Here is a 21,801-nt window from a genome sequence, read left to right as displayed (position 1 = left end):
GATCAGTAGCGCTCGAGCACCGGCTTGTCGACAGTGGCGCCGGACTTGCCCAGCGTCGCGTCGTAGATGGCCTGCCAGTCGCCGCCCTTGATGGCCTCGTCGAGGATGTCGTTGACCTTGTCGCGCAGGGCCTTGTCGTCCTTCGCCAGACCGATGCCGTACGGCTCGTTCGAGAACGTCTTGCCGACGACCTTCAGCTTCTCCTGGTCCTGCGCGGCGTAGCCCTTCAGGATCGCGTCGTCGGTGGTGACGGCGTCGATCGCGCCCTCGATCAGCTGCGTCACGCACTGCGAGTAGGTCTGCAGCTCGACGATGTTGCCCGGCTCGGTCAAGTTGTTCGTCTTGACGTACTGGATCGGCGTGGAGCCGGTCACCGAGCAGACCTTCTTGCCCATGAGGGTCTCCGGGCCGGTGATCGAGGTGTCGTCCTTCTTCACCAGCAGGTCCTGACCCGCGGTGTAGTACGGACCGGCGAACCCGACCTGCTGCTTGCGCTTGTCGTTGATCGTGTACGTGCCGACGTAGTAGTCCACGTCGCCGTTGATCAGCGCCTGCTCACGGCCGGCGGACGGGATCGACTTGAACTCGATCTTCTCCTCGCCGAAGCCGAGCTTGGACGCGACGAGCTTCGCGATCTCGATGTCGAAACCGGTGTACTTGTTGGTCGTCGGGTCCTTGTAACCGAGGCCCGGCTGGTCCTCCTTGACACCGATGACGACCTTGTCGCGCTTCTTCATCTCCTCGAACGTCGGCGAACCTTCCACCTTCACGTCGCTGGCGACCTGCTGGGAGGGGGCGGTCCCCGTGTCGCCCGGGGTGCCCTCCTTGCCGCACGCGGTCAGGGCGAGGCCGCCGGCCAGCAGCGCCACCGCAAGGGTGCGAACCCTCATCGTCTGTCTCCTGCTCTTGTTCGGTAGAGCGGCGCCAGGCTCAGCGCCGCGGTCGTGGGACTTCAGTGGGTCAGGATCTTGCCAAGGAAGTCCTTCGCGCGGTTGGACTCGGGTGCGGAGAAGAACTTCTCCGGCACCGAGTCCTCGACGATCTCGCCGTCGGACATGAAGATCACGCGGTCCGCGGCCTTGCGGGCGAAGCCCATCTCGTGCGTCACCACGAGCATGGTCATGCCTTCCTTGGCCAGCGTGGTCATCACGTCCAGCACCTCCTGGACCATCTCGGGGTCCAGCGCGGAGGTCGGCTCGTCGAACAGCATCACCTTGGGGCGCATCGCCAGCGCGCGGGCGATCGCCGCGCGCTGCTGCTGCCCGCCCGACAGCTGGGCGGGGTACTTCTCCGCCTGGTTCGCGATGCCGACCCGCTCCAGCAGTTCCATGGCCGTCTTGCGGGCCTGGGCCTGCGGGGTCTTGCGGACCTTCACCGGCGCGAGCATCACGTTGTCGACGATGCTCTTGTGGGCGAACAGGTTGAACGACTGGAACACCATGCCCACGTCCGCGCGCAGCCGGGCCAGCGCCTTGCCCTCGGCGGGCAACGGCTGGCCGTCCACCTCGATGGAGCCGGAGTTGATCGGCTCCAGCCGGTTGATCGTGCGGCACAGGGTGGACTTGCCCGAGCCGGACGGCCCCAGCACCACGACGACCTGCCCCTTCGGCACCTCCAACGTCACGTCCTTGAGGACGTGCAGAGGTCCGAAGAACTTGTCCACGCCCGCCATCCGGATCATCGGCGGAGCAGGAGTGGCGGCGGTCATCAGTCCTCCAGGTAGGGGTTCCTGAGCGATGGCGGAAACCTAGGTGCGCATCACCACACCAGTCCAGGCGGTTGAGCAAGACTTAGGGTCTCAACTCTGTCACAGGGTGGCGACACTTAGCGGGGAGGCTCCACGGTGCGGGTGCTGTTGGTCGAGGACGACGACCGCGTCGCAGAAGCGCTGGTACCGGCGTTGACGAGACGTGGTTTCACGGTAGACCGCCAAGCCACCGGACGGGGGACGCTCGATCGGCTGGCCGGGATCGACGTGGTGTTGCTCGACCTCGGCCTGCCCGACGTGGACGGTGTCACGCTCTGCCGCCACATCCGTGCGGCGAGTGACGTGGCGATCATCGTCGTGTCGGCCCGCGGCGAGATCGACGACCGGATCCTCGGCCTGCACGCCGGCGCGGACGACTACCTGGTCAAGCCCTACGACGTGGGGGAGCTGGTGGCCCGGGTGCACGCGGTGCGGCGGCGGCGCGGCGACCCGGTCGGGCTCGGCGGCACCGGCACGGAGGTGTTCGAGGTGTCCGACGTGCGGGTCGACCTGGGCCGGCACGAGGTCACCGTGGCGGGTGAACCCGTGGCGTTGTCCCGCAAGGAGTTCCAGGTGTTGGCGCTGGTGATGGCGGCGGGTGGCGCGGTGTGCACCCGGGAGCGCATCCTGGCGGAGGTGTGGGGACGCACCTGGGCGGGGGCCAACCGGACCCTGGACGTGCACGTGGCGACGCTGCGGACCAAGCTCGGGCGTCCTTCTTTGTTGGAGACGGTGCGCGGGGTCGGGTACCGGTTGAGCGGGGGCTGAGTGCGGTCGCGGCTGCTGGGCATCGTGTTGACGCTGGTCGTGCTGGTGCTGGTCGGCATGGGTGTGCCGCTGGGCCGCGGCGTGGCGCAGACCGAGCAGCAGCAGCTGTTCCTGGACCGGCTCACCGACACCAACCGGTTCGCGTCGGTGGCGCAGCGGCCGTTCATCGACGACCAGCCGCAGGTGCTGGAGGCCGAGATGCGCCGCTACTACGAGCTGTACGGGATCCGGGTGGCGCTGCTCGGCCGGGACGGCCAGGTGGTGGCGGCGTCCTCGGACGACGTGGACGTGTCGGGACCCGAGGTGGCCGACCTGGTGCGCGGCGCGCTGGCCGGTCGCCAGCCGGTCGCGCCGGAGCTGGTCATGCCGTGGGAGTCGACCGAGCTGGTGCTGGCCGAGCCGGTGCTGGAGGCGGGCGAGGTCCGGGGCGCGGTGGTGACGTTCTCGCCGACGTCGAAGACCCGGCTCGAGATCGTGGTGTGGTGGTCGGTGCTGCTCGGGTCGAGCCTGCTGGTGCTGGTGCTCGGCGTGTTCGTGGCGTTGCCGCTGGTCCGCTGGACGCTGCGGCCCGTGCGGCGGCTGGACGACGCGACCGGGCGGCTGTTGACGGCGGTGGTGTCCGGGCAGCCCGTGCAGCCGGTGGGCTCGTCCGACGGCCCGCCGGAGCTGCGGCAGCTGTCCCGGTCGTTCGACCAGATGGCGGCGAACGTGAGCGATGTCCTGGCCGCGCAACGGGCGTTCGTCGCGGACGCCTCCCACCAGCTGCGCAACCCGTTGACCGCGTTGAAGCTGCGTCTGTCCAATTTGGAGGACCACGTGGTCGGCGAGGGGGTCGCGCACCAGGCCGCCGCCCTGGACGAGGCGAACCGGCTGAACCGGATCCTGGACGAACTGCTGTCCATGGCCCGCGCGGGGGCGACCTCGGTCGACCCGGTGCCGGTGGACGTGGACCGGGCGGTGGCCGGGCGGCTCACGGCGTGGCAGCCCGCGGCTACGGCGCGCGGGGTGCACCTCGTGCTGGACGGGGAGCCGGGCGGGCGGGCGTTGGCGCCGCCCCGGGGGGTCGAGACCGTGCTGGACGCCTTGCTGGACAACGCGCTGAAGTTCACGTCGGACGGGACGATGGTGCACGTCGACGTGCGCCGGCGCGGCGGTGTGGTGCGGCTGTCGGTGCAGGACGAGGGGCCGGGGCTGGCGCCGGAGGAGCTGGAGCGGGCGACCGACCGGTTCTGGCGCAGCCCGGCGCACCAGAACGTGCAGGGCTCGGGGTTGGGGCTGGCGCTGGTGCGGCAGATCGTGGACCGGGTGGACGGGTCGGTCCGGTTGGAGTCGCCGGAGGAGGGCGGGCTGCGGGTGGTGGTGCAGTTCCCGGCGGTGTGACCGTCTCGGATTTGTAGCCCAACCGGGTCAATTCCGTAGCTGAAACGGCTCGAATTCGTAGCTGAACCGGCGCAGTGTCGTAGCAGAACCGGCTCGAATGCACGGCCGGGCCGGCCGGCTTCGTCGTCGGGTCGACCGGATCCGCGGTCGGCGGGAAGCGCGGCGACTCAGATCTTCGCGTCCCGGTAGTACCGGGCGGCGCCGGGGTGCAGCTCCACCGGGGTCGTCTCGATCGCCGATCTGATCTCTATCGACCGGGCCACCGGGCTGACCGCCACGAGCGAGGGTTGGGCCTGGAACAGTCCTCTGACCAGGGCTTCCGCCACTTCGTCCGACATCGTGTCGTTGACCAGCAGGAAGTTGCGCACGACCAGCGTGACGATCGGGCCGCCGCCGAGCCGGTACGCCGAGGCGGGCAGCGTCGCCGAGCCGTACACGGGGTACGCCTGGCGCAGCTTCGGCAGCACGTCGCCGAGGTCCAGCATCCGCAGCTTCACCGTCGTGGCCAGCGTGGTGACGGCGTCCGTCGGCACGCCGCCGGACCAGAAGAACGCGTCCAGCGACCCGTCGCGCATCGCGTCGGCGCTGGTCCGCAGGTCCATGTACTGCACCTTCAGGTCCTGGTCGGGCGAGATGTCCGCGGACTCCAGCAACCGCCGCGCGATCAGCCACACGCCGGAGTCGCGGGCGCCCACGCTCACCCGCCGGCCCTTCAGGTCGGACAGGCTGGTGGCCGGCACGTCGTCCCGGACCACCAGCTGGAGGTAGTCGTCGTGCATCCTGGCCAGCGCGTACAGCTTGTGCCCGGAGTTGGCCTTCTGCTTCTCCTCCGCCGCGTCGGCCGCGGAGAACCCGACCTGCGCCTGGTTGGTCCCGAGCCGGTCCAGGTTGTCCACCGAGCCCGCCGTGGTGGCCACCTGCGGGCGCGGGATGCCCGGATCGCGGGTCCACGCGTCGGCCAGCGCCACGCCCAGCGCGTGGTACACACCGCCGGGACCGCCGGCCGCCATGGTCAGCTTGACGTGGTCGAAGTCGTCACCGCACGCGGTCAATGACAGAGTGGCCAGGGCCAAGGCGGCCCCGACCGCGTGCAACCGCAGCAGCGTTCCCGACACCTGCGCATCGTCGCACGTCCACGCTCTACGCTGGACCCGACGGAAGGACTAGGTGCAGTGACTCGCAGTTACCAGATCCGCACGTTCGGCTGCCAGATGAACGTGCACGACTCCGAGCGCCTGGCCGGCATGTTGGAGGACGCGGGCTACACACCCGCCGAGGGCGACGCCCCGCCGGACGTGGTCGTGTTCAACACCTGCGCCGTGCGGGAGAACGCCGACAACAAGCTCTACGGCACGCTCGGCCACCTCGCGCCCGCCAAGTCCGCGAACCCGGACATGCAGATCGCCGTGGGCGGCTGCCTCGCGCAGAAGGACCAGGGCGAGATCGTCAAGCGCGCGCCGTGGGTGGACGTGGTCTTCGGCACGCACAACATCGGCTCGCTGCCGGTGCTGCTGGAACGCGCCCGCCACAACCGCGAGGCCCAGGTCGAGATCCTGGACTCGCTGGAGACCTTCCCCTCCACGCTGCCCGCCCGCCGCGACTCGGCCTACTCGGGCTGGGTGTCGGTGTCCGTCGGCTGCAACAACACGTGCACGTTCTGCATCGTCCCGTCGCTGCGCGGCAAGGAGAAGGACCGACGTCCCGGCGAGGTGCTGGCCGAGGTGCAGGCGCTGGTCGACGAGGGCGTGCTGGAGGTGACGCTGCTCGGGCAGAACGTCAACTCCTACGGCGTCGAGTTCGGCGACCGGTTCGCGTTCGGCAAGCTGCTGCGCGCGACGGGTGGGATCGAGGGCCTGGAGCGGGTCCGGTTCACCTCGCCGCACCCGAAGGACTTCACCTCCGACGTGATCGCCGCGATGGCCGAGACGCCCGCCGTGTGCCACCAGCTGCACATGCCGCTGCAGTCGGGCTCGGACCGCGTGCTGAAGGAGATGCGCCGCTCGTACCGGACCGCGAAGTACCTGTCCATCCTGGACGAGGTGCGCGCGGCGATGCCGGACGCGGCCATCACGACGGACATCATCGTCGGCTTCCCCGGTGAGACCGAGCAGGACTTCCAGGCGACCCTGGACGTGGTGCGGGAGGCCCGGTTCTCGTCGGCCTTCACGTTCCAGTACTCGAAGCGGCCCGGCACGCCGGCGGCCGAACTGCCCGACCAGCTGCCCAAGGCGGTGGTCCAGGAGCGGTACGACCGGCTGGTGACGCTGGTCAACGACGTGGCCCACCAGCTGAACCTGGAGCAGGTCGGTCGCCGGGTGGAGTTGCTGGTCGCCTCCGGCGAGGGGCGCAAGGACGCCGAGACGCGCCGGATGACCGGACGTGCGCGGGACGGGCGGTTGGTGCACTTCACGCCTGGTGACGCGCACGTGCGGCCGGGTGACGTGGTGGAGACCGTGGTGACGTACGGGGCGCCGCACAACCTGATCGCGGACGGGCCGCTGCTCTCGCACCGCCGCACCAAGGCCGGTGACCGGTCCGAGGCCGGGATCAAGCCCAGGACTCCGGGCGTGACGTTGGGGCTGCCGTCGTTCGGCCGGCCCAGCCCGCTGCCCGCGGCTGTCGGCGGGTGTTCGACTCCGTGAGCGAAGAGCCTGACGACGTGGCCGGGCTGCGTGAGGAGATCGACAGCGTCGGTCGGTCGGCGGCCAAGCGGATCGACCCCGGCGCCGGCGCGTTGACGATCGCGGTCGCGGCGCTGGCGATCCTGGTGTCGCTGGTGCTGCCGTGGACGGACGACGCGGTGGGGTTGACCGTGCTGTTCGGGGACGCGGATTCGTTGCCGAAGATCTTCTCGTACGTGGCGGTGGTCGGCGGCGTGCTGCTGCCCGCGTTGACGTTGGCCGTGCGGCGGTGGGCGTTGGCCTGGTTCTGCGCGCTGGCGTCGTTCGTGGGCGCGGTCACGGGTGTGCTGTCGATCTGGACCACGCAGACGACGACCGGGCACCACCCCGGGCCGGGGCCGGGGTTCGGCTTGGTGCTGGCGGTGGTGGCGGTGGTCGTGCTGTTGGTGAAGTGGTTGAAGTTGGCCGCGTCCCGGCCGCCCCTGCAATGACCCGTTCCGGCCGGGAAGTGACCTGACCCGGCCGGTCCACCGCCGGTTCTCCGAGACCCGCGGGTACAGGCCGGGCCCCTCCACCACTGGTGGAGGGGCCCGGTCGGCTCTTGCCCGCGGCTAGCGGCTGGAGACGGCCTGCTCGGCGGCGGCCAGCCATTCGCGCCACTGGTTGGCCTGGGCCTCGGCCTGCTCGGCGCGGCGCTTGTCGCCTGCCGTGCGAGCCTTCGCGGCCTGGGCTTCGAACTGCTCCACGCGCTCGCGGAACTGGGCGACGCGGGCTTCGGCCTCCGGGTCGGACTTGCGCCACTGGGCGTCGACCGCGCCGCGGACGCGCTCCTCGATGGTGCGGAGCTTGCCCTCCAGCTCGCGGACGCGTTCGCGGGGGACCTTGCCGATCGCGTCCCAGCGCTCCTGGATCTTGTACAGCTGCTGGCGCGCGGCTTCCAGGTCCGCTGCCGGGTCGATCCGCTCGGCCTCGGCGAGCAGTTCCTCCTTCAGCTTCGCGTTGGTCGCGAACTCCGCGTCACGCTCGCTGAACGCCTCGGAGCGCTTGGCGAAGAAGGCGTCCTGAGCCGCGCGGAAGCGCTGCCACAGGGCGTCGTCGGCCTCCTTGGGCGCCCGTCCGGCGGCCTTCCACTCGACCATCAGGTCCTTGTACCGACCGGCCGTGGGGCCCCAGTCGTCGGACTCGACGAGCTTCTCGGCCTCTTCGACCAGCTCCTGCTTGCGGCTCTTGGCCACGGTGCGCTGGCGGTCGAGGTCCGCGAAGTGGGAGCCGCGCCTGCGGTTGAACGCGTCACGCGCCTTGGAGAACCGCCGCCACAGCTGCTCGTCGGTCTTGCGGTCCACACCCCGGATGGTCTTCCACTCGTCCAGGATCTGCCGCAGCCGGTCACCGGCGGCCTTCCACTGCGTCGACTCGTTCGCCAGCACCTCGGCTTCCTCGACCAGCTCCTGCTTGCGCGCGCCGGCCGCGGCCCGTGCCTCGTCCTTGGCGATCTTCGCGGCCTCGAGCCCCTCCTCCGCCTTGACCAGCACGTGGTCGACGCGCGCGGCCAGGGCGGCGAGGTCACCGACCACCGCCGCGTCGGCCAGGCTCTCCTTGACGTGCTTCGCGCTGGTCAACGCGTGCTTCGGGTCGCCCGCGCCGGAGGACAGCCGCGTCACCAGCAGCTCGACCTCGGTGCGGATGTCGTCGAACCGGCGCGCGAAGTGCGCCAGGCCCTCGGCGGGCTCGCCCGCCTGCCAGGAACCGACGACCCGCTCGCCGTCCGCCGTCTTGACGTAGACGGTGCCGTCCGCGTCCACGCGCCCCCAGCGGTCAGGGTGGTCCGACGCCACGGGGACCGGCGGTGCCGCCGCCGTCACTGCTGCCGGCGTTGCCTCCACCCTGGTCTCCTCGACCACCGCCCCCGCACCACTGTCGCCAGTGGTTCCCGGTGTCGTCTCGTGCTCCGTCATCGCCGGCTTCCTCCTCGCCTGCCCACTTCGTGGTGCCCGTGCCGACCACGGGCGCCCCGCCTACGACGGGGCCCAGCACCCGGGTACCGCGACGCTCCTTCAGAGTGTCCAGTACCTCGCGCGCATTCAAACAGGTCAAAGCTCGCATCGGTACCGGTGGTGGCCGATGAGTAGCGTTGGCCGCCATGATCCCGCGACTGGCGGTCCTGCCGCACCCACCCCTGTTGGTGCCCGAACTGGTCTCCGGGGCGGCGTCGGACACCGAGCCGGTGCGGTCGGCGTGCCTGGCCGTCGCCGGGGAGCTGGCCGCGCACTCGCCGGAGTGGGTGGCGGTCGCGGTGGACCCGTCCGGGCCTCGGGTGGTCGAGGAGGTCGCGGGCACGTTCCGGGGCTTCGGTGTGGACGTCCGGGTGTCCCTGTCCGCCGCAATCTCCTCCGCCGACGCGTCCGCCGTGGAGGACGACCTGCCGTTGCCGGTGCTGGTCGCCGCGTGGCTGCGGGAGCAGGTCGGCGCACGGCGGGTGCGGGTGCACCTCGTGCCGCCGGACCTGCCCGTGGCCGAGTGCGTCGCGCTCGGCGAGCGGCTGGGTGGTGAGCGGGCGGTGCTGGTGCTGGGTGACGGGTCGCACCGGCACGGCGAGCTGGCGGTGGGACGCCCGGACGAGCGGGCCGGGCCGTTCGACGAGGACGTGCGCAAGGCGCTGGCCACGGCGGACACGCGTGCCCTGCGTGCGCTGGACCCGGCCTTGGCGGCCGAGTTGGGCGCGTGCGGGCGCGCCGCCTGGCAGGTGGCCTCGGGCGTGCCGGGTGCGTGGCGGTGCACCCGCTCGTCGTTCCTCGCGCCGTTCGGCGTCGGGTACCACTTCGCCGTCTGGGAGGCTTGAGCCCGTGAGCACCCCCGTCGCCGTCGTCGGCCCCACCGCCACCGGGAAGTCGGACCTGGCCGTCCGACTGGCCGCCGAACTGGGTGGCGAGGTGGTCAACGCCGACGCCATGCAGCTCTACCGGGGCATGGACATCGGCACGGCCAAGATCAGCGAGGACGAGCGGCGGGGTGTGCCGCACCACCTGCTCGACGTGCTGGACGTGACCGAGACGGCGTCCGTGGCCGCCTACCAGTGTGAGGCTCGGGCGGTGGTCGAGCGGTTGCTGACCCGGGGCCGCACGCCGGTGCTGGTCGGCGGTTCGGGCCTGTACGTGCAGGCCGTGCTGGACGACCTGGTGTTCCCCGGCACGGACGAGAAGATCCGCACCCAGCTGGAGCACGAGCTGTCGGTGTTCGGCGCGGAGACGCTGCACGGGCGGCTCGCGCAGCTCGACCCGGCCGCGGCGCTGGCGATCCTGCCCAGCAACGGCCGCCGGGTGGTGCGCGCGCTGGAGGTCATCGAGCTGACCGGGCAGCCGTTCTCGGCGACCCTGCCCAAGCCGGGACCGGCCCGCTACGGCACCGTGGTGGTCGGGCTCGACCGGGAGGTGTCCGCGCTGGACGAGCGGGTCGACGCGCGGGTGGCGCGGATGTTCGAGGCGGGTCTGGTGGACGAGGTGCGCGCGTTGGAGGCGCGGGGGCTGCGCGATGGCCGCACGGCGTCACGCGCGCTGGGCTACCAGCAGGTGCTGGCGGCGTTCGACGGCGAGCACTCGCTGGAGGAGGCGGCGGCGATCACCGCGCAGGCCACCCGGCGGTTCGTCCGCAAGCAGCGGTCCTGGTTCCGCCGTGACCAGCGGATCACGTGGTTCGACGCGTCGGCGCCGGACCTGGCCGGGGACGTGCTCGCGCTGGTCGCCCCGTAGCCTGGTGGCCGTGGGAGTCGAGTTTCTGAAGGGCCACGGCACGGAGAACGATTTCGTGGTGCTGCCCGACCCTGACGGCGTGCTGGACCTGACCGAGTCGCGGGTGCGCGCGCTGTGCGACCGCCCGCGGGGCTTGGGCGCGGACGGCGTGCTGCGGGTCGTGCGGCCCGATTTCGGTCCGTGGTTCATGGACTACCGCAACGCGGACGGCTCGATCGCCGAGATGTGCGGCAACGGGGTGCGGGTGTTCGCCCGGTACCTGGTGGAGGCCGAGCTCGTGCCCGCCGGGGAGTTCACCGTCGGCACGCGGGCCGGTGAGCGGCACGTCGTCGTGCACCCGGACGGCACCGTGACGGTGGACATGGGCCGTGCGCTGGTCACCGGCACGGGCACCGCCACGGTCGACGGCCGGGCGTTCAGCGGGGTCGCGGTGGACGTCGGCAACCCCCACCTGGGCTGCGTGACGGACGTGCCGGTGGCGGAGCTGGACCTGCACGTGCCGCCGGGCCACGACCCGGCGCTGTTCCCGCACGGCGTGAACGTCGAGTTCGTCAACGTGCTCGGCGACGGCGCGCTGCGGATGCGCGTGCACGAGCGCGGCGTGGGCGAGACCAGGTCGTGCGGCACGGGCACGGTGGCCGCGGTGGCGTCGTGGCTGCACGGCACCGGTCAGCGGGTCGGCAAGGCCACTGTGGACGTCCCCGGTGGACAGGTGTCCGTGGTGATCGAGGACGAGACCTCGACGCTCACCGGCCCGGCCGTGCTGCTGGCCCGAGGCGAGCTCGACCAGGCCTGGTGGGACGCGCTCTAGCGGCGCCCTAGAGGGCGACCACTTCCAGCTTGCCGAGCCGCGCCTCGGACACCGCCTCGGGCTGCGAGCTGGGCGCGGTGCAGCAGACGAGCTCGTCGTCCACGATGGCGACGGCGAAGCAGGTCTGGCTGGTCTCCACCTTCCGGGTGATCTCGCCGCCCGCGTCGACCCGGAACGCGAACGGCTGGAGCGCGGGCGCGACCCACACGCCGCCGTCGGCGTCCACCGCGATGCCATCCGGCGCGATGCCGTGCTCGCGCAGCGACGCCCACACCTGCCGGTCGGACAGCGTGCCGTCGTCGGCCACCGCGAAGCTGGTCAGGCCGAAGGCGAGGGTTTCCGCGACGACCAGCCGGCCGTTGGGCAGCAGCCCCATCCCGTTGGGGAACTTCAGGTCGTCGGCGGCCGCGGTGACCGTGCCGTCCGGCTGGACCAGCGCCAACGGCGTGCCGGGCGGAACCCAGTCCGGCTCCAGCATCGGCCCCTCACCACCCGCCGCGATGGCCGCGTGCAGGTCGAAGCCGAAGTTGCCGACGTACGCGCGACCGTGCGCGTCGACCAGCATGTCGTTGGCGTGGAAGGTCGCGATGCCGTTCAGGTCGGCGTGCTCGACCAGGCCGCCGTCCTCCAGCCGCAGCACCTTCCGGTCCCGCATCGACACCACGAGCAGTCGGCCGTCCGGCAGCCAGCCCAGGCCCGACGGCTGCTCCGGCACCGTGCAGACGACCTCTTCGTCGCCGGTGGCCAGGTCCAACGCGCGGACCTCGTGGTCGTAGAAGTCCGAGTAGAAGAGCCTGCCGTCAGCCCCCTGGCGAGGCCCTTCGCCGAACCGGAGACCTTCGCGGAGCACGGTGGTGTCAGCCATGCCGGTCGACCGTAGTGATCGCCGGCACCTCCCGCATCACCCGCCGTGGTGACAGGACCGCCCAGAGCACGGAACGGATCATCCCCGCCGACGCGACCCACAACGTGTTCCGAACGCCGGCCCACTCGGCCAGCGCGCCACCCGCCAGCGCGCCCACCGGCATCGCACCCCACGCAGGAACCGGACACTCGCGTTCATCCGGCCCAGCAGCCGGTCCGGGCACAACGCCTGCCGCAGGCTGACCTGGGCCACGTTGCAGACCACCGCCGTGCCGAACTGGTTGACCGCGTCACTCCCCCGGAACAGCCGGAATTCACGCGGCAACGGCGTCGCGGGTCCTCAGCGGCGACAGGACCACCCACAGCACCGCCAGGGCCTGCCCCGTCATGGCCACCCACAGCGTGCCCGTGACGCCGATGCCACCACCGAGCACGCCGCCCACGAGCCCGCCGACCGGCATCGAGCCCCACACCACGAACCGGATGCTGGCGTTCATCCGGCCCAGCAGGTGGTCGGGGCAGATGGACTGCCGGTAGCTGACCTGGGCGATGTTGTAGACGGTCGCCCCGTACGCCACCCCGGCCTCGCCGACGACCAGGAGCGCGATCCGCCAGTCCGCCGCGCCGAGCGGGACCAGCAGCCCGAGAGGCCACGTGACCAGGCCCGACAGCCAGATCACCGTGGTCTGGCCGAACCGGGCGTTCCACCGGTTCACGGTCAGCGCGCCCAGCACCCCGCCGATGCCGGCCGAGCTGAGCACCAGGCCGACCACGCCCTCCGACAGGCCGAGGTCGCGGACGAGGAACAGCACCAGCACGGCCATCGTCATGCCGCCGAAGAAGTTCGCGGTGCCCGTGCAGCCGACGATCGCGCGCAGCGACCGGTGCCCGAAGACGAACCGCAGGCCCTCCGCGATCTCGTGCACCAAGCCGGGCTTGTCCGGCACCCGGGGCGGCGGCTCCTCGGTGCGGATGCGCAGCAGGAACAGCGCCGAGGCCACGTAGCCGACAGCGGTGGCGAGCACGCCGACGGCCGCGCCGACCGCCTGGGCGACACCACCCGCCACGGCCGGCCCGGACACCTCCGCCACCGCCCGGCTGGCCTCCAGCTTCGAGTTGCCCTCGACCAGCTGCTCCCGGCCGACCAGCGCGGGCAGGTACGACTGGTAGGCGATGTCGAACATGACGGTGGCCGCGCCGATCAGCAGGGCGACCACGACGAGGTGCGCGAACGTGAGCACGCCGAGCCACCAGGCGGCCGGGACGGACACCAGCAGCGCGGCCCGGGTGAAGTCGGCCACGAGCATCACCGGACGGCGGCGCAGCCGGTCCACCCACACCCCGGCGGGCAGCCCGATCAGCAGGAACGCGGCCGTTCCGGCGGCCGACAGCACGCCCATCTCGAACGGCGTCGCGGCCAGCGCGCCCACGGCGAGCAGCGGCAGCACCGTGCGGCCGATCGTCGAGCCGAACTGGCTGATGGTGTCGCCTGCCCACAGCAGGCGGAAGTCGCGATGAGACCAGAGGGACACGACGGGAAGTCTCCCGAGAGTGATTGGAAACTGTCAATCACTCAGTCCGGACCGGTCTTATGCTGTGACCGTGCCCAGACGCATCGCCACCGCCGACGAGGCCGCCGCCCTCGCCTCGGACGTGCGGCTGCGCATCATCAGGCTCACCTACGACACGCCGCTCACGAACAAGGAGATCGCCGAACGCCTCGGCAAGGACCCCGCCACCACCCTCCACCACGTGCGCAAACTCGTCGCGTCGGGCTTCCTGGAGCCCCAGGAGGCGCGGTCGGGCAACCGCGGCGCGCGGGAGATCCCCTACCTGTCGACCGGCCTGTCGTGGCAGCTCGACTGGCGGGAGAAGCCGCTGGCGGCCAAGGAGGCGGTCCTCCAGGCTTTCCTCGGCGAGGTCGCCGACGTGGGGGTCGACCTGCTGAGACAGGTACGACTCGTGGTGCGGGCCGACCCGGAGGAACTAAACCGGCGCCTCCGTTCGTTGTTCGATGAGCTGGCAGCCGAGCCGGCACACCCCGGCGGGGAACGCGTGGCGATCTACCTGGCGATGTACCCGGGCGATTAACCACTCGGACCTGGTAGGGGTGCCGTGGGACGATGAAGGGCAAATGACGGAGAACACGCACAACAGCAACGACTGGCTCGACCACGAGGACGAGCTGTCCACCGGCGACATGGCGCTCGAAGAGCGCGCCGCACTGCGTCGCGTCGCGGGATTGTCCACCGAGCTGGAGGACGTCACCGAGGTCGAGTACCGGCAGCTCCGCTTGGAGCGCGTCGTGCTGGTCGGCGTGTGGACCGAAGGCACGGCGGCCGACTCCGAGGCGTCCCTGGCCGAGCTGGCGCTGCTCGCCGAGACGGCGGGCTCCGAGGTGCTGGAAGGCCTCGTGCAGCGGCGCGACCGGCCCGACCCGGCCACCTACATCGGCTCCGGCAAGGTGCACGAGCTGCGCGACGTCGTGATCGCGACGGGCGCGGACACGGTGATCTGCGACGGCGAGCTCTCCCCCGGCCAGCTCCGGCAGCTGGAGGAGAAGCTCAAGGTCAAGGTCGTCGACCGCACCGCGCTGATCCTGGACATCTTCGCCCAGCACGCGTCGACCCGTGAGGGCAAGGCGCAGGTCGAGATGGCCCAGCTCCAGTACCTCATGCCGCGACTGCGCGGCTGGGGTGAGTCGCTGTCCCGGCAGGCCGGTGGTCGCGCCGGCGGCGGCAACGGCGGCGTGGGTCTGCGCGGTCCCGGTGAGACGAAGCTGGAGACCGACCGCCGGCGCATCCGCGCGCGCATCTCGAAGCTGCGCCGCGAGATCGCCGCGATGAGCGTCACCCGGGAGACCAAGCGGCACCGCCGCGTGGCGAACTCGGTGCCGAACGTGGCCATCGCCGGGTACACGAACGCGGGCAAGTCCAGCCTGCTCAACGCGCTGACCGGCGCGGGGGTGCTGGTGCAGGACGCCCTGTTCGCGACCCTCGACCCGACCACGCGGCGCACCGAGACCCCCGAGGGCCTGCCCTACACGTTGACCGACACGGTCGGCTTCGTGCGGCACCTGCCGCACCAGCTGGTCGAGGCGTTCCGGTCGACGCTGGAGGAGGTCGCCGACGCGGACCTGCTGGTCCACGTGGTCGACGGCTCGGACGCCATGCCGGAGAAGCAGGTCGTCGCGGTGCGCGAGGTGATCACCGACATCTCGTCGCGGCGGGACGACCCGATGCCGACCGAGCTGCTGGTCGTGAACAAGGTCGACGCGGTGGGCGAGCTGGGCATGGCCCGCCTGCGGCACCTGTTCCCGACGGCGGTGTTCGTGTCGGCGCAGACCGGTGAGGGCATCCCCGAGCTGCGGGAACGCATCGCGGCCATGACACCGCGACCGGAGGTCGTGGTCGACGCGATGGTGCCGTACGCGCGGGGCGAGCTGGTCGCGCGCGTGCACCGCGAGGGCGAGGTGCTCAAGGAGCGGCACACCGAGGAGGGCACCGAGCTGTCCGCCCGGGTGCCGCGCGACCTGGCCGGCGTGCTGGAGAAGTTCGCCGTGAACGGAAGCCACGCCTGAGCCGTTGCGCGCGTTCGCGGTAGTCGTCGGGCTGTTGTTGACGGCCGGTTCCGCCTCTGCGGAGCCGGCCGTCGCCGACGTGTGCACGGTGACCGACCCGCGCTTGGAGGAGCTGTCCGGCTTCGCGTCGGACGGCGACCAGTGGTTCGCGGTGAACGACAGCGACAACGGCCGACTGCTGATCCAGGTGCTCGACCGGAATTGCGCGATCACCCGGACGATCACCTCGCCGAACAACCCGTTCGACGTCGAAGACCTCGCCCTGGCTCCTGACGGAACCCTGTGGGCGGCGGACACCGGTGACAACGGCAAGACGCGGGAAACCGTGGCATTGCACGCGGTTTCACCGGACGGCAGCAGCCGTTTGTACCGACTCACGTATCCTGACGGAAAGCACGACGCCGAAGCATTGTTGCTCGACGGCGCGGGCATTCCGCACATCATCACGAAGGAAACCCTCGGGGCGCCATTGGTGTACCGGCCGGCGTCCGCGTTGAGCGAGGACGCGCCGACACCGCTGGAGCAGGTGGCGCGGGTGCCGATCAGCGGGTCGGACACACCTGGCGGGCCGATGCAGAACTCCGTGGTGACTCGCGTGGTCACGGGTGGCGCCATGTCCCGGGACGGCAAGGTGGCGGCGCTGCGGACGTACACCGACGCGTACCTGTTCCCGGTGCCGGACGGCGACCTGGCGAAGGCGCTCGAAGCCGACCCGGTGCGGGTGCCGCTGGCCGGTGAGCCGCAGGGTGAGGCCATCGCGTTCGACCCGGACGGCACGCTGCTGTCGGCGTCCGAGTTCGGCAACGGCGGCACGTCGTCGACCGTGCGCGCGGTGGCGGGCGCGGCGGCGTTGGCCCAGCCTCCCGCGCCCACCACGACGACCACCACGGAGGCTCCGGCGCCGGGCGGTGACGCCTCGGCCGCTCCGCCGGCCTCCGACTCGGGTTCGGCGTGGCCGGTGGTCGGCGGTGGCGCGGTGGCGTTGGTGCTGGTAGCAGCTCTGGTGCGACGTTCCCGCAGGCGAAAGGCGTGAGCGGCCCGGGCCTCATGGCCCGGACCGCCCACCTGCTTCGAGAACCCGCCGTGGCGCTACCGCCTAGAGCCTGCGCAGGACCGCCACGACCTTGCCCAGGATCGTCGCCTCGTCGCCGGGGATGGGCTGGTAGGCGACGTTGTGCGGCATCAGCCACACGTGCCCGTCTTCCTTGCGCTTGAACGACTTCACGGTGGCTTCGCCGTCGATCATCGCGGCCACCACCTCGCCGTTGTCCGCCGTCGGCTGCTGCCGGACGACGACCCAGTCGCCGTCGGTGATGGCGGCGTCCACCATCGAGTCACCGACGACCTTCAGCAGGAACACGTCGCCCTCGCCGACGATCTCGCGCGGCAGCGGGAACACGTCCTCGATGGCCTCTTCCGCCAGGATCGGCCCGCCGGCCGCGATGCGGCCCAGCATGGGCACGTACGCGGGCGTCGGCTTGGACGACGGGTCCAGGCCGGTCACGATCTCGGCCGGCAGCACGCCCACCGCGCGCGGACGGTTCGGATCGCGACGCAGGTAGCCCTTCCGCTCCAACGCGCGCAGCTGGTGGGCGACCGAGGAGGTGGAGGTCAGGCCGACCGCCTCCCCGATCTCGCGCACGCTGGGCGGGTAGCCGAACCGGTCCAGCCAGTCGCGGATCACGTCGAGCACCTTGCGCTGGCGCAGGGTGAGCCCGGCGTTGCCCGCGATGTCCGCCGGTTCGGGAGCGGAGGGCACATCGGCGGTGCGCAGGGGTTCATTCGTCTTGCGTGCCACGGTGCTTCCTCCTCACCGGTCCCGATTGCCCAGGCCGGCTCTCCGACGATCTTCACTTGTGGACGGTAGTCGCGTTACCTGTCCAGATCAAACACCTGTTCGAAGTAAACCTCGGCGTGTCGTAGCGATTATGCCCGATGAAGTGGTAGACATTCGCACGGACGTTCGATCGAACACAGGTTCGATCATGATCGGATGACCTGCGTTGGAGGGCATCATGGCGGTGGTCATTGGCACCCGGAACAGCTTCGAACTCGTGGACGGCGCCGGTGTCGAGGATGTCGCCCTCGGCGTCGGATTGCGACCAGGGCCACGGGTGCTCCGCCGGTTCGAGTTGGCGGACAAGGACAATCGCCGCCCGGCCACGCGCGCCCGGCGACTCGAAGTACACCAGACCGCGCCCGAGCCCGCCGCCTGTCGGGCGCGGGCCCGACACCACCCGGTCGTGCAGTTCCTCGCTTACGCGGCCGGGGCAGCCGCGTTCGCCGCACTGCTGAGCGTGCTCTACCTGTACGCGTCGGGCGCCACGACCGTCCCCGAACGGACTAGCGTCGTACACGTCCAGGTGGGCGAGACGCTGTGGGACGTAGCGGAGCGCAACGCCCCCCACAGCGACCCGGATGCCGTCGTCTCCCGCATCCGCGAGCTGAACAACCTGCCGGACACCGACGTCCTCCCCGGCCAATCCCTCGTAGTCCCCGCCCACACGCCGTGAGTCCCACCGCCGGACCACGCGAGTCCTCCGCTCACGCGTTCGGAGCGGAGGACTCAAGTGTTTGCGGCAGCGAATCGAGGACGTTCCGCAGCCGAGGTGTCGCACAGCGCAGATACACCCGTCCGGGTGACCTGGACCACGTGTTTGAAGTTGCACGGCAGTAGGGTCCGGGCATAGGTTGACCCCTACATCTTGTGGTTACACCGTTGTAGTTAGTCCACAGGTTGGGGTATTCCCCACCATGAGGGCTGACGCGATGGATGCTGCGCGGAGGAGGGGAGACCAGCCGTGCGATGCCCGTTCTGCCGCAACGCCGACTCTCGTGTGGTCGATTCGCGCGAAGTCGACGAGGGCCAGGTGATCCGCCGCAGGCGCTCCTGTTCGAGCTGTGGCCGTCGGTTCACCACCGTGGAGGAAGCCGTGCTCGCGGTGGTCAAGCGCTCCGGTGTCACGGAGCCGTTCAGCCGCGACAAGGTCGTCAACGGCGTGCGCCGCGCCTGCCAGGGCCGCCCGGTGGACGAGGACGCCCTCCAGCAGCTCGCGCACCGCGTCGAGGAGTCCATCCGCTCGGGCGGCAACGCCGAGATCCCGAGCCACGAGGTGGGCCTGGCCATCCTCGGCCCGCTGCGGGACCTGGACGAGGTGGCCTACCTGCGGTTCGCCTCCGTCTACCGCTCCTTCTCGTCCGTCGAGGACTTCGAGAAGGAGATCGCCGATCTTCGCACCGCCCAGCGCACTGACGACTGACGCGGACGCGACGCAGGACAACAGCGCGACCGCCTCGGACGGGGAGCCCGGACGTGGGCGCGCGGCCAAAATTTCCAAGACGAAGAAAGACGAGAGGGACCCGGGATGACGGAGACCGTCGGTGGCTCCAGCAAGAAGACGGCCACCCGCAACGGCGCGGGCGAGAAGAACGCCAAGCTGAAGGTGGAGCGCGTCTTCACCACGGCGGGCAAGCACCCGTATGACGAGGTCACCTGGGAGCACCGCGACGTCGTCATGACGAACTGGCGCGACGGCTCGGTGAACTTCGAGCAGCGGGGCGTCGAGTTCCCCGACTTCTGGTCGGTCAACGCGACCAACATCGTCACCAGCAAGTACTTCCGCGGCGCGGTCGGCACGCCGCAGCGCGAGCACAGCCTCCGCCAGCTCATCGACCGCGTGGTGAAGACCTACGTCGAGGCGGGCGTCCAGCACGGCTACTTCTCCACCGCCGAGGACGCCGAGATCTACGAGCACGAGCTGACCTGGATGCTGCTGCACCAGGTGTTCAGCTTCAACTCGCCGGTGTGGTTCAACGTCGGCACCACCTCTCCGCAGCAGGTCAGCGCCTGCTTCATCCTGTCGGTCGACGACACGATGGAGTCGATCCTGAACTGGTACCGCGAGGAGGGCCTGATCTTCAAGGGCGGCTCCGGCGCGGGTCTGAACCTGTCCCGGATCCGGTCGTCCAAGGAGCTGCTGTCGTCCGGCGGCACGGCGTCCGGCCCGGTGTCGTTCATGCGCGGCGCGGACGCGTCGGCGGGCACCATCAAGTCCGGTGGCGCGACCCGCCGCGCGGCGAAGATGGTCGTGCTGGACGTCGACCACCCGGACGTCGAGGAGTTCATCCAGACGAAGGCGCGTGAAGAGGACAAGGTCCGCGCGCTGCGCGACGCCGGGTTCGACATGGACCTGGGCGGCAAGGACATCGTGTCCGTGCAGTACCAGAACGCGAACAACTCGATCCGCGTGTCGGACGAGTTCATGCGCGCCTACGAGGACGGCGGCCAGTTCGGCCTGCGCTCCCGCCAGACCGGCGAGGTCATCGAGCACGTCGACGCGAAGGACCTGTTCCGCAAGCTGGCGCAGGCCGCGTGGGAGTGCGCCGACCCGGGCATCCAGTACGACGGCACGATCAACGACTGGCACACCACGCCGGAGTCGGGCCGGATCACCGCCTCGAACCCGTGCTCGGAGTACATGCACCTGGACAACTCCAGTTGCAACCTGGCGTCGTTGAACCTGATGAAGTTCCTCAAGGACGACGGCACGTTCAACTCGGAGCTGTTCGCCAAGTCGGTCGAGCTGATCATCACCGCGATGGACATCTCGATCTGCTTCGCGGACTTCCCGACCCCCGCGATCGGCGAGACGACCCGCGCGTTCCGCCAGCTGGGCATCGGCTACGCGAACCTGGGCGCGCTGCTCATGGCGACCGGTCACGCGTACGACTCCGAGGGTGGCCGCGCGCTGGCCGCCGCGATCACGTCCCTGATGCAGGCCGTGGCGTACAAGCGTTCCGCGGAGCTCGCGGGCATCGTCGGCCCGTACGAGGGCTACGCGCGCAACGCCGAGGGGCACCAGCGGGTCATCCGCAAGCACTCGGCCGCGAACGACATGCTGCGCACCTACCACTCGAACGACGCGGCGGTGCAGAAGGTCGCGACCAGGGCGTGGCAGGAGTGCCAGAAGATCGGCGCCCGCAACGGCTGGCGCAACGCGCAGGCCAGCGTGCTCGCGCCCACCGGCACCATCGGCCTGATGATGGACTGCGACACGACCGGCATCGAGCCCGACCTGGCGCTGGTGAAGTTCAAGAAGCTGGTCGGCGGCGGCTCGATGCAGATCGTCAACCAGACCGTGCCGCGCGCGCTGCGGGTCCTGGGCTACCAGGAGGAGCAGCTCGAAGCGATCGTCGAGTACATCGGCGAGCACGGGCACGTGGTGGACGCGCCGGGCCTGAAGACCGAGCACTACGAGGTGTTCGACTGCGCGATGGGCGACCGGTCGATCGCGCCGATGGGTCACGTGCGGATGATGGCGGCGGTGCAGCCGTTCATCTCCGGCGCGATCTCGAAGACGGTGAACATGCCGGAGACGGCGACCGTCGCCGAGGTCGAGGAGATCTACTACCAGGGCTGGAAGCTGGGTCTGAAGGCGCTGGCGATCTACCGCGACAACTGCAAGGTCGGCCAGCCGCTGTCGGCGGGCAAGACGGCCAAGGCGGTCGGCGCGGGTTCGCCCTCGTCCGAGGTGAAGACCGAGACGGTCGTGGAGTACCGGCCGGTGCGCAAGCGGCTGCCGAAGAAGCGCCCGTCGCAGACGGTGTCGTTCACGGTCGGCGGCGCGGAGGGCTACCTGCACGCCGGTTCGTACCCGGACGACGGCCTGGGCGAGATCTTCGTCAAGCTCGGCAAGCAGGGTTCGACGCTGGCCGGCGTGATGGACGCGTTCTCGATGTCCATCTCGGTGGGCCTGCAGTACGGCATCCCGCTGGAGTTCTACGTCTCGAAGTTCCAGAACCTGCGCTTCGAGCCGGCGGGCATGACGGACGACCCGGACGTCCGGATCGCGACCAGCGTGCTGGACTACCTGTTCCGCCGGCTGGCGCTCGACTACCTGCCGTTCGAGAAGCGCGCCCAGCTCGGCATCTTCACCGCCGACGAGCGCACGGCGCAGGTGTCGTCCGACTACGGCAACGGCGACGTCGACCTGGAGGGCCTGCGGACGTCGGTCGACTCGGCCCCCGCCCCGGCCACCACCGCGGTGCCCGCCGAGAAGAAGCCCAAGGCGCCGGACGTGAAGGTGGGCAGCTCCACGGAACTGCTCGAACTGCACCTGGGCAAGGCCGCCGACGCGCCGCTGTGCATGACGTGCGGCACGAAGATGCGCCCGGCCGGCTCCTGCTACCTGTGCGAGGGCTGCGGCTCCACCTCGGGCTGCAGCTGAAGACAACGGGGCCCCGGCGTTGGCGCGCCGGGGCCCCGTTTGAGTGAGAGCACGGTG

21 protein-coding genes are annotated in these 21,801 nt (G+C 70.7%); 13 read left to right on the top strand and 8 right to left on the bottom strand.

Annotated elements, in window-relative coordinates; genetic code table 11:
- Positions 1 to 2 precede the first annotated feature (2 nt).
- The gene (locus ACRAKI_RS08080) at positions 3 to 890 is read right to left on the bottom strand and encodes a glutamate ABC transporter substrate-binding protein (protein ID WP_447006422.1); all 888 of its coding nucleotides are present in this window, start codon (positions 888 to 890) and stop codon (positions 3 to 5) included.
- A 62-nt stretch (positions 891 to 952) separates the two neighbouring features.
- A complete protein-coding gene (locus ACRAKI_RS08075) occupies positions 953 to 1,681 on the bottom strand; it encodes an amino acid ABC transporter ATP-binding protein (protein WP_447008361.1) in 729 nt (242 codons plus the stop codon).
- Positions 1,682 to 1,843: 162 nt separating this feature from the next.
- On the opposite strand from ACRAKI_RS08075, the gene ACRAKI_RS08070 reads away from it, so the two are divergent.
- Positions 1,844 to 2,515: a response regulator transcription factor gene (locus tag ACRAKI_RS08070; protein WP_184928448.1), complete on the top strand. Its 672-nt coding sequence runs from the start codon at positions 1,844 to 1,846 to the stop codon at positions 2,513 to 2,515.
- Entirely contained in the window at positions 2,516 to 3,895 is a 1,380-nt protein-coding gene (locus ACRAKI_RS08065) for a sensor histidine kinase (RefSeq protein ID WP_447006421.1), read from the top strand.
- A 167-nt stretch (positions 3,896 to 4,062) separates the two neighbouring features.
- Here ACRAKI_RS08065 and ACRAKI_RS08060 read toward each other — a convergent pair whose 3' ends face one another.
- Positions 4,063 to 5,010, bottom strand: coding sequence for a TAXI family TRAP transporter solute-binding subunit (locus ACRAKI_RS08060; RefSeq protein ID WP_447006420.1), 948 nt, complete (start codon positions 5,008 to 5,010; stop codon positions 4,063 to 4,065).
- 57 nt (positions 5,011 to 5,067) lie between these two features.
- Between ACRAKI_RS08060 and miaB the strand changes: the two genes are divergently transcribed.
- Together miaB and ACRAKI_RS08050 are read left to right on the top strand one after the other, a co-directional pair.
- The gene (miaB, locus tag ACRAKI_RS08055) at positions 5,068 to 6,537 is read left to right on the top strand and encodes a tRNA (N6-isopentenyl adenosine(37)-C2)-methylthiotransferase MiaB (protein ID WP_447006419.1); all 1,470 of its coding nucleotides are present in this window, start codon (positions 5,068 to 5,070) and stop codon (positions 6,535 to 6,537) included.
- A complete protein-coding gene (locus tag ACRAKI_RS08050) occupies positions 6,534 to 7,007 on the top strand; it encodes an Rv2732c family membrane protein (protein ID WP_447006418.1) in 474 nt (157 codons plus the stop codon). Before miaB ends, ACRAKI_RS08050 begins: the two co-directional genes overlap by 4 nt.
- A 120-nt stretch (positions 7,008 to 7,127) precedes the next feature.
- Here ACRAKI_RS08050 and ACRAKI_RS08045 read toward each other — a convergent pair whose 3' ends face one another.
- Positions 7,128 to 8,471 carry a DUF349 domain-containing protein gene (locus ACRAKI_RS08045; protein WP_447006417.1) on the bottom strand — a complete coding sequence of 448 codons (1,344 nt, stop codon included), beginning with the start codon at positions 8,469 to 8,471 and terminating at the stop codon, positions 7,128 to 7,130.
- Positions 8,472 to 8,656: 185 nt separating this feature from the next.
- Between ACRAKI_RS08045 and ACRAKI_RS08040 the strand changes: the two genes are divergently transcribed.
- Genes ACRAKI_RS08040 through dapF form a run of 3 tightly spaced genes read left to right on the top strand, consistent with a single transcriptional unit; the run spans position 8,657 to position 11,073 of the window.
- A complete protein-coding gene (locus ACRAKI_RS08040; RefSeq protein ID WP_447006416.1) occupies positions 8,657 to 9,355 on the top strand; it encodes a class III extradiol dioxygenase subunit B-like domain-containing protein in 699 nt (232 codons plus the stop codon).
- A 4-nt stretch (positions 9,356 to 9,359) separates the two neighbouring features.
- Complete coding sequence (miaA, locus tag ACRAKI_RS08035) at positions 9,360 to 10,262, top strand: tRNA (adenosine(37)-N6)-dimethylallyltransferase MiaA (RefSeq protein ID WP_447006415.1); 903 nt, start codon at positions 9,360 to 9,362, stop codon at positions 10,260 to 10,262.
- Positions 10,263 to 10,272: 10 nt separating this feature from the next.
- Positions 10,273 to 11,073, top strand: a complete 801-nt coding sequence (gene dapF, locus ACRAKI_RS08030; protein ID WP_447006414.1) for a diaminopimelate epimerase — start codon at positions 10,273 to 10,275, stop codon at positions 11,071 to 11,073.
- Between the two features lie 7 nt (positions 11,074 to 11,080).
- On the opposite strand, the gene ACRAKI_RS08025 is transcribed toward dapF, so the two are convergent.
- The 3 genes from ACRAKI_RS08025 to ACRAKI_RS08015 all read right to left on the bottom strand — a co-directional run bounded on the left by ACRAKI_RS08025 (position 11,081) and on the right by ACRAKI_RS08015 (position 13,469).
- Positions 11,081 to 11,938, bottom strand: a complete 858-nt coding sequence (locus tag ACRAKI_RS08025; protein WP_447006413.1) for an SMP-30/gluconolactonase/LRE family protein — start codon at positions 11,936 to 11,938, stop codon at positions 11,081 to 11,083.
- Complete coding sequence (locus ACRAKI_RS08020; protein WP_447006412.1) at positions 11,931 to 12,095, bottom strand: hypothetical protein; 165 nt, start codon at positions 12,093 to 12,095, stop codon at positions 11,931 to 11,933. Before ACRAKI_RS08020 ends, ACRAKI_RS08025 begins: the two co-directional genes overlap by 8 nt.
- A 156-nt stretch (positions 12,096 to 12,251) precedes the next feature.
- Positions 12,252 to 13,469: an MFS transporter gene (locus ACRAKI_RS08015; RefSeq protein WP_447006411.1), complete on the bottom strand. Its 1,218-nt coding sequence runs from the start codon at positions 13,467 to 13,469 to the stop codon at positions 12,252 to 12,254.
- A gap of 64 nt (positions 13,470 to 13,533) precedes the next feature.
- Between ACRAKI_RS08015 and ACRAKI_RS08010 the strand changes: the two genes are divergently transcribed.
- The 3 genes from ACRAKI_RS08010 to ACRAKI_RS08000 are packed head-to-tail and all read left to right on the top strand — an operon-like array spanning position 13,534 to position 16,550.
- Positions 13,534 to 14,028 carry an ArsR/SmtB family transcription factor gene (locus ACRAKI_RS08010; protein WP_447006410.1) on the top strand — a complete coding sequence of 165 codons (495 nt, stop codon included), beginning with the start codon at positions 13,534 to 13,536 and terminating at the stop codon, positions 14,026 to 14,028.
- Positions 14,029 to 14,071: 43 nt separating this feature from the next.
- Complete coding sequence (gene hflX, locus ACRAKI_RS08005) at positions 14,072 to 15,517, top strand: GTPase HflX (protein WP_447006409.1); 1,446 nt, start codon at positions 14,072 to 14,074, stop codon at positions 15,515 to 15,517.
- Between the two features lie 4 nt (positions 15,518 to 15,521).
- On the top strand, positions 15,522 to 16,550 hold the full coding sequence (locus ACRAKI_RS08000) for a hypothetical protein (protein WP_447006408.1): 1,029 nt from the start codon (positions 15,522 to 15,524) through the stop codon (positions 16,548 to 16,550).
- Positions 16,551 to 16,613: 63 nt separating this feature from the next.
- Here the strand turns inward: ACRAKI_RS08000 and lexA are convergent, their stop codons facing one another.
- Positions 16,614 to 17,315, bottom strand: a complete 702-nt coding sequence (gene lexA / locus ACRAKI_RS07995) for a transcriptional repressor LexA (RefSeq protein ID WP_447006407.1) — start codon at positions 17,313 to 17,315, stop codon at positions 16,614 to 16,616.
- 217 nt (positions 17,316 to 17,532) lie between these two features.
- Between lexA and ACRAKI_RS07990 the strand changes: the two genes are divergently transcribed.
- The 3 genes from ACRAKI_RS07990 (at position 17,533) to ACRAKI_RS07980 (ending at position 21,744) form a co-directional block, all read left to right on the top strand.
- Positions 17,533 to 18,030 carry a LysM peptidoglycan-binding domain-containing protein gene (locus tag ACRAKI_RS07990; protein ID WP_447006406.1) on the top strand — a complete coding sequence of 166 codons (498 nt, stop codon included), beginning with the start codon at positions 17,533 to 17,535 and terminating at the stop codon, positions 18,028 to 18,030.
- A 288-nt stretch (positions 18,031 to 18,318) separates the two neighbouring features.
- The gene (gene nrdR / locus ACRAKI_RS07985) at positions 18,319 to 18,777 is read left to right on the top strand and encodes a transcriptional regulator NrdR (RefSeq protein WP_073886580.1); all 459 of its coding nucleotides are present in this window, start codon (positions 18,319 to 18,321) and stop codon (positions 18,775 to 18,777) included.
- A 105-nt stretch (positions 18,778 to 18,882) separates the two neighbouring features.
- The gene (locus tag ACRAKI_RS07980) at positions 18,883 to 21,744 is read left to right on the top strand and encodes a vitamin B12-dependent ribonucleotide reductase (RefSeq protein WP_447006405.1); all 2,862 of its coding nucleotides are present in this window, start codon (positions 18,883 to 18,885) and stop codon (positions 21,742 to 21,744) included.
- The last annotated feature ends 57 nt before the right edge of the window (positions 21,745 to 21,801 follow it).

It is taken from the genome of Saccharothrix isguenensis, assembly GCF_052936305.1.
The sequence above is the reverse complement of the archived record's forward strand: the minus strand, read 5'-3'. Positions and strand labels throughout refer to the sequence as shown.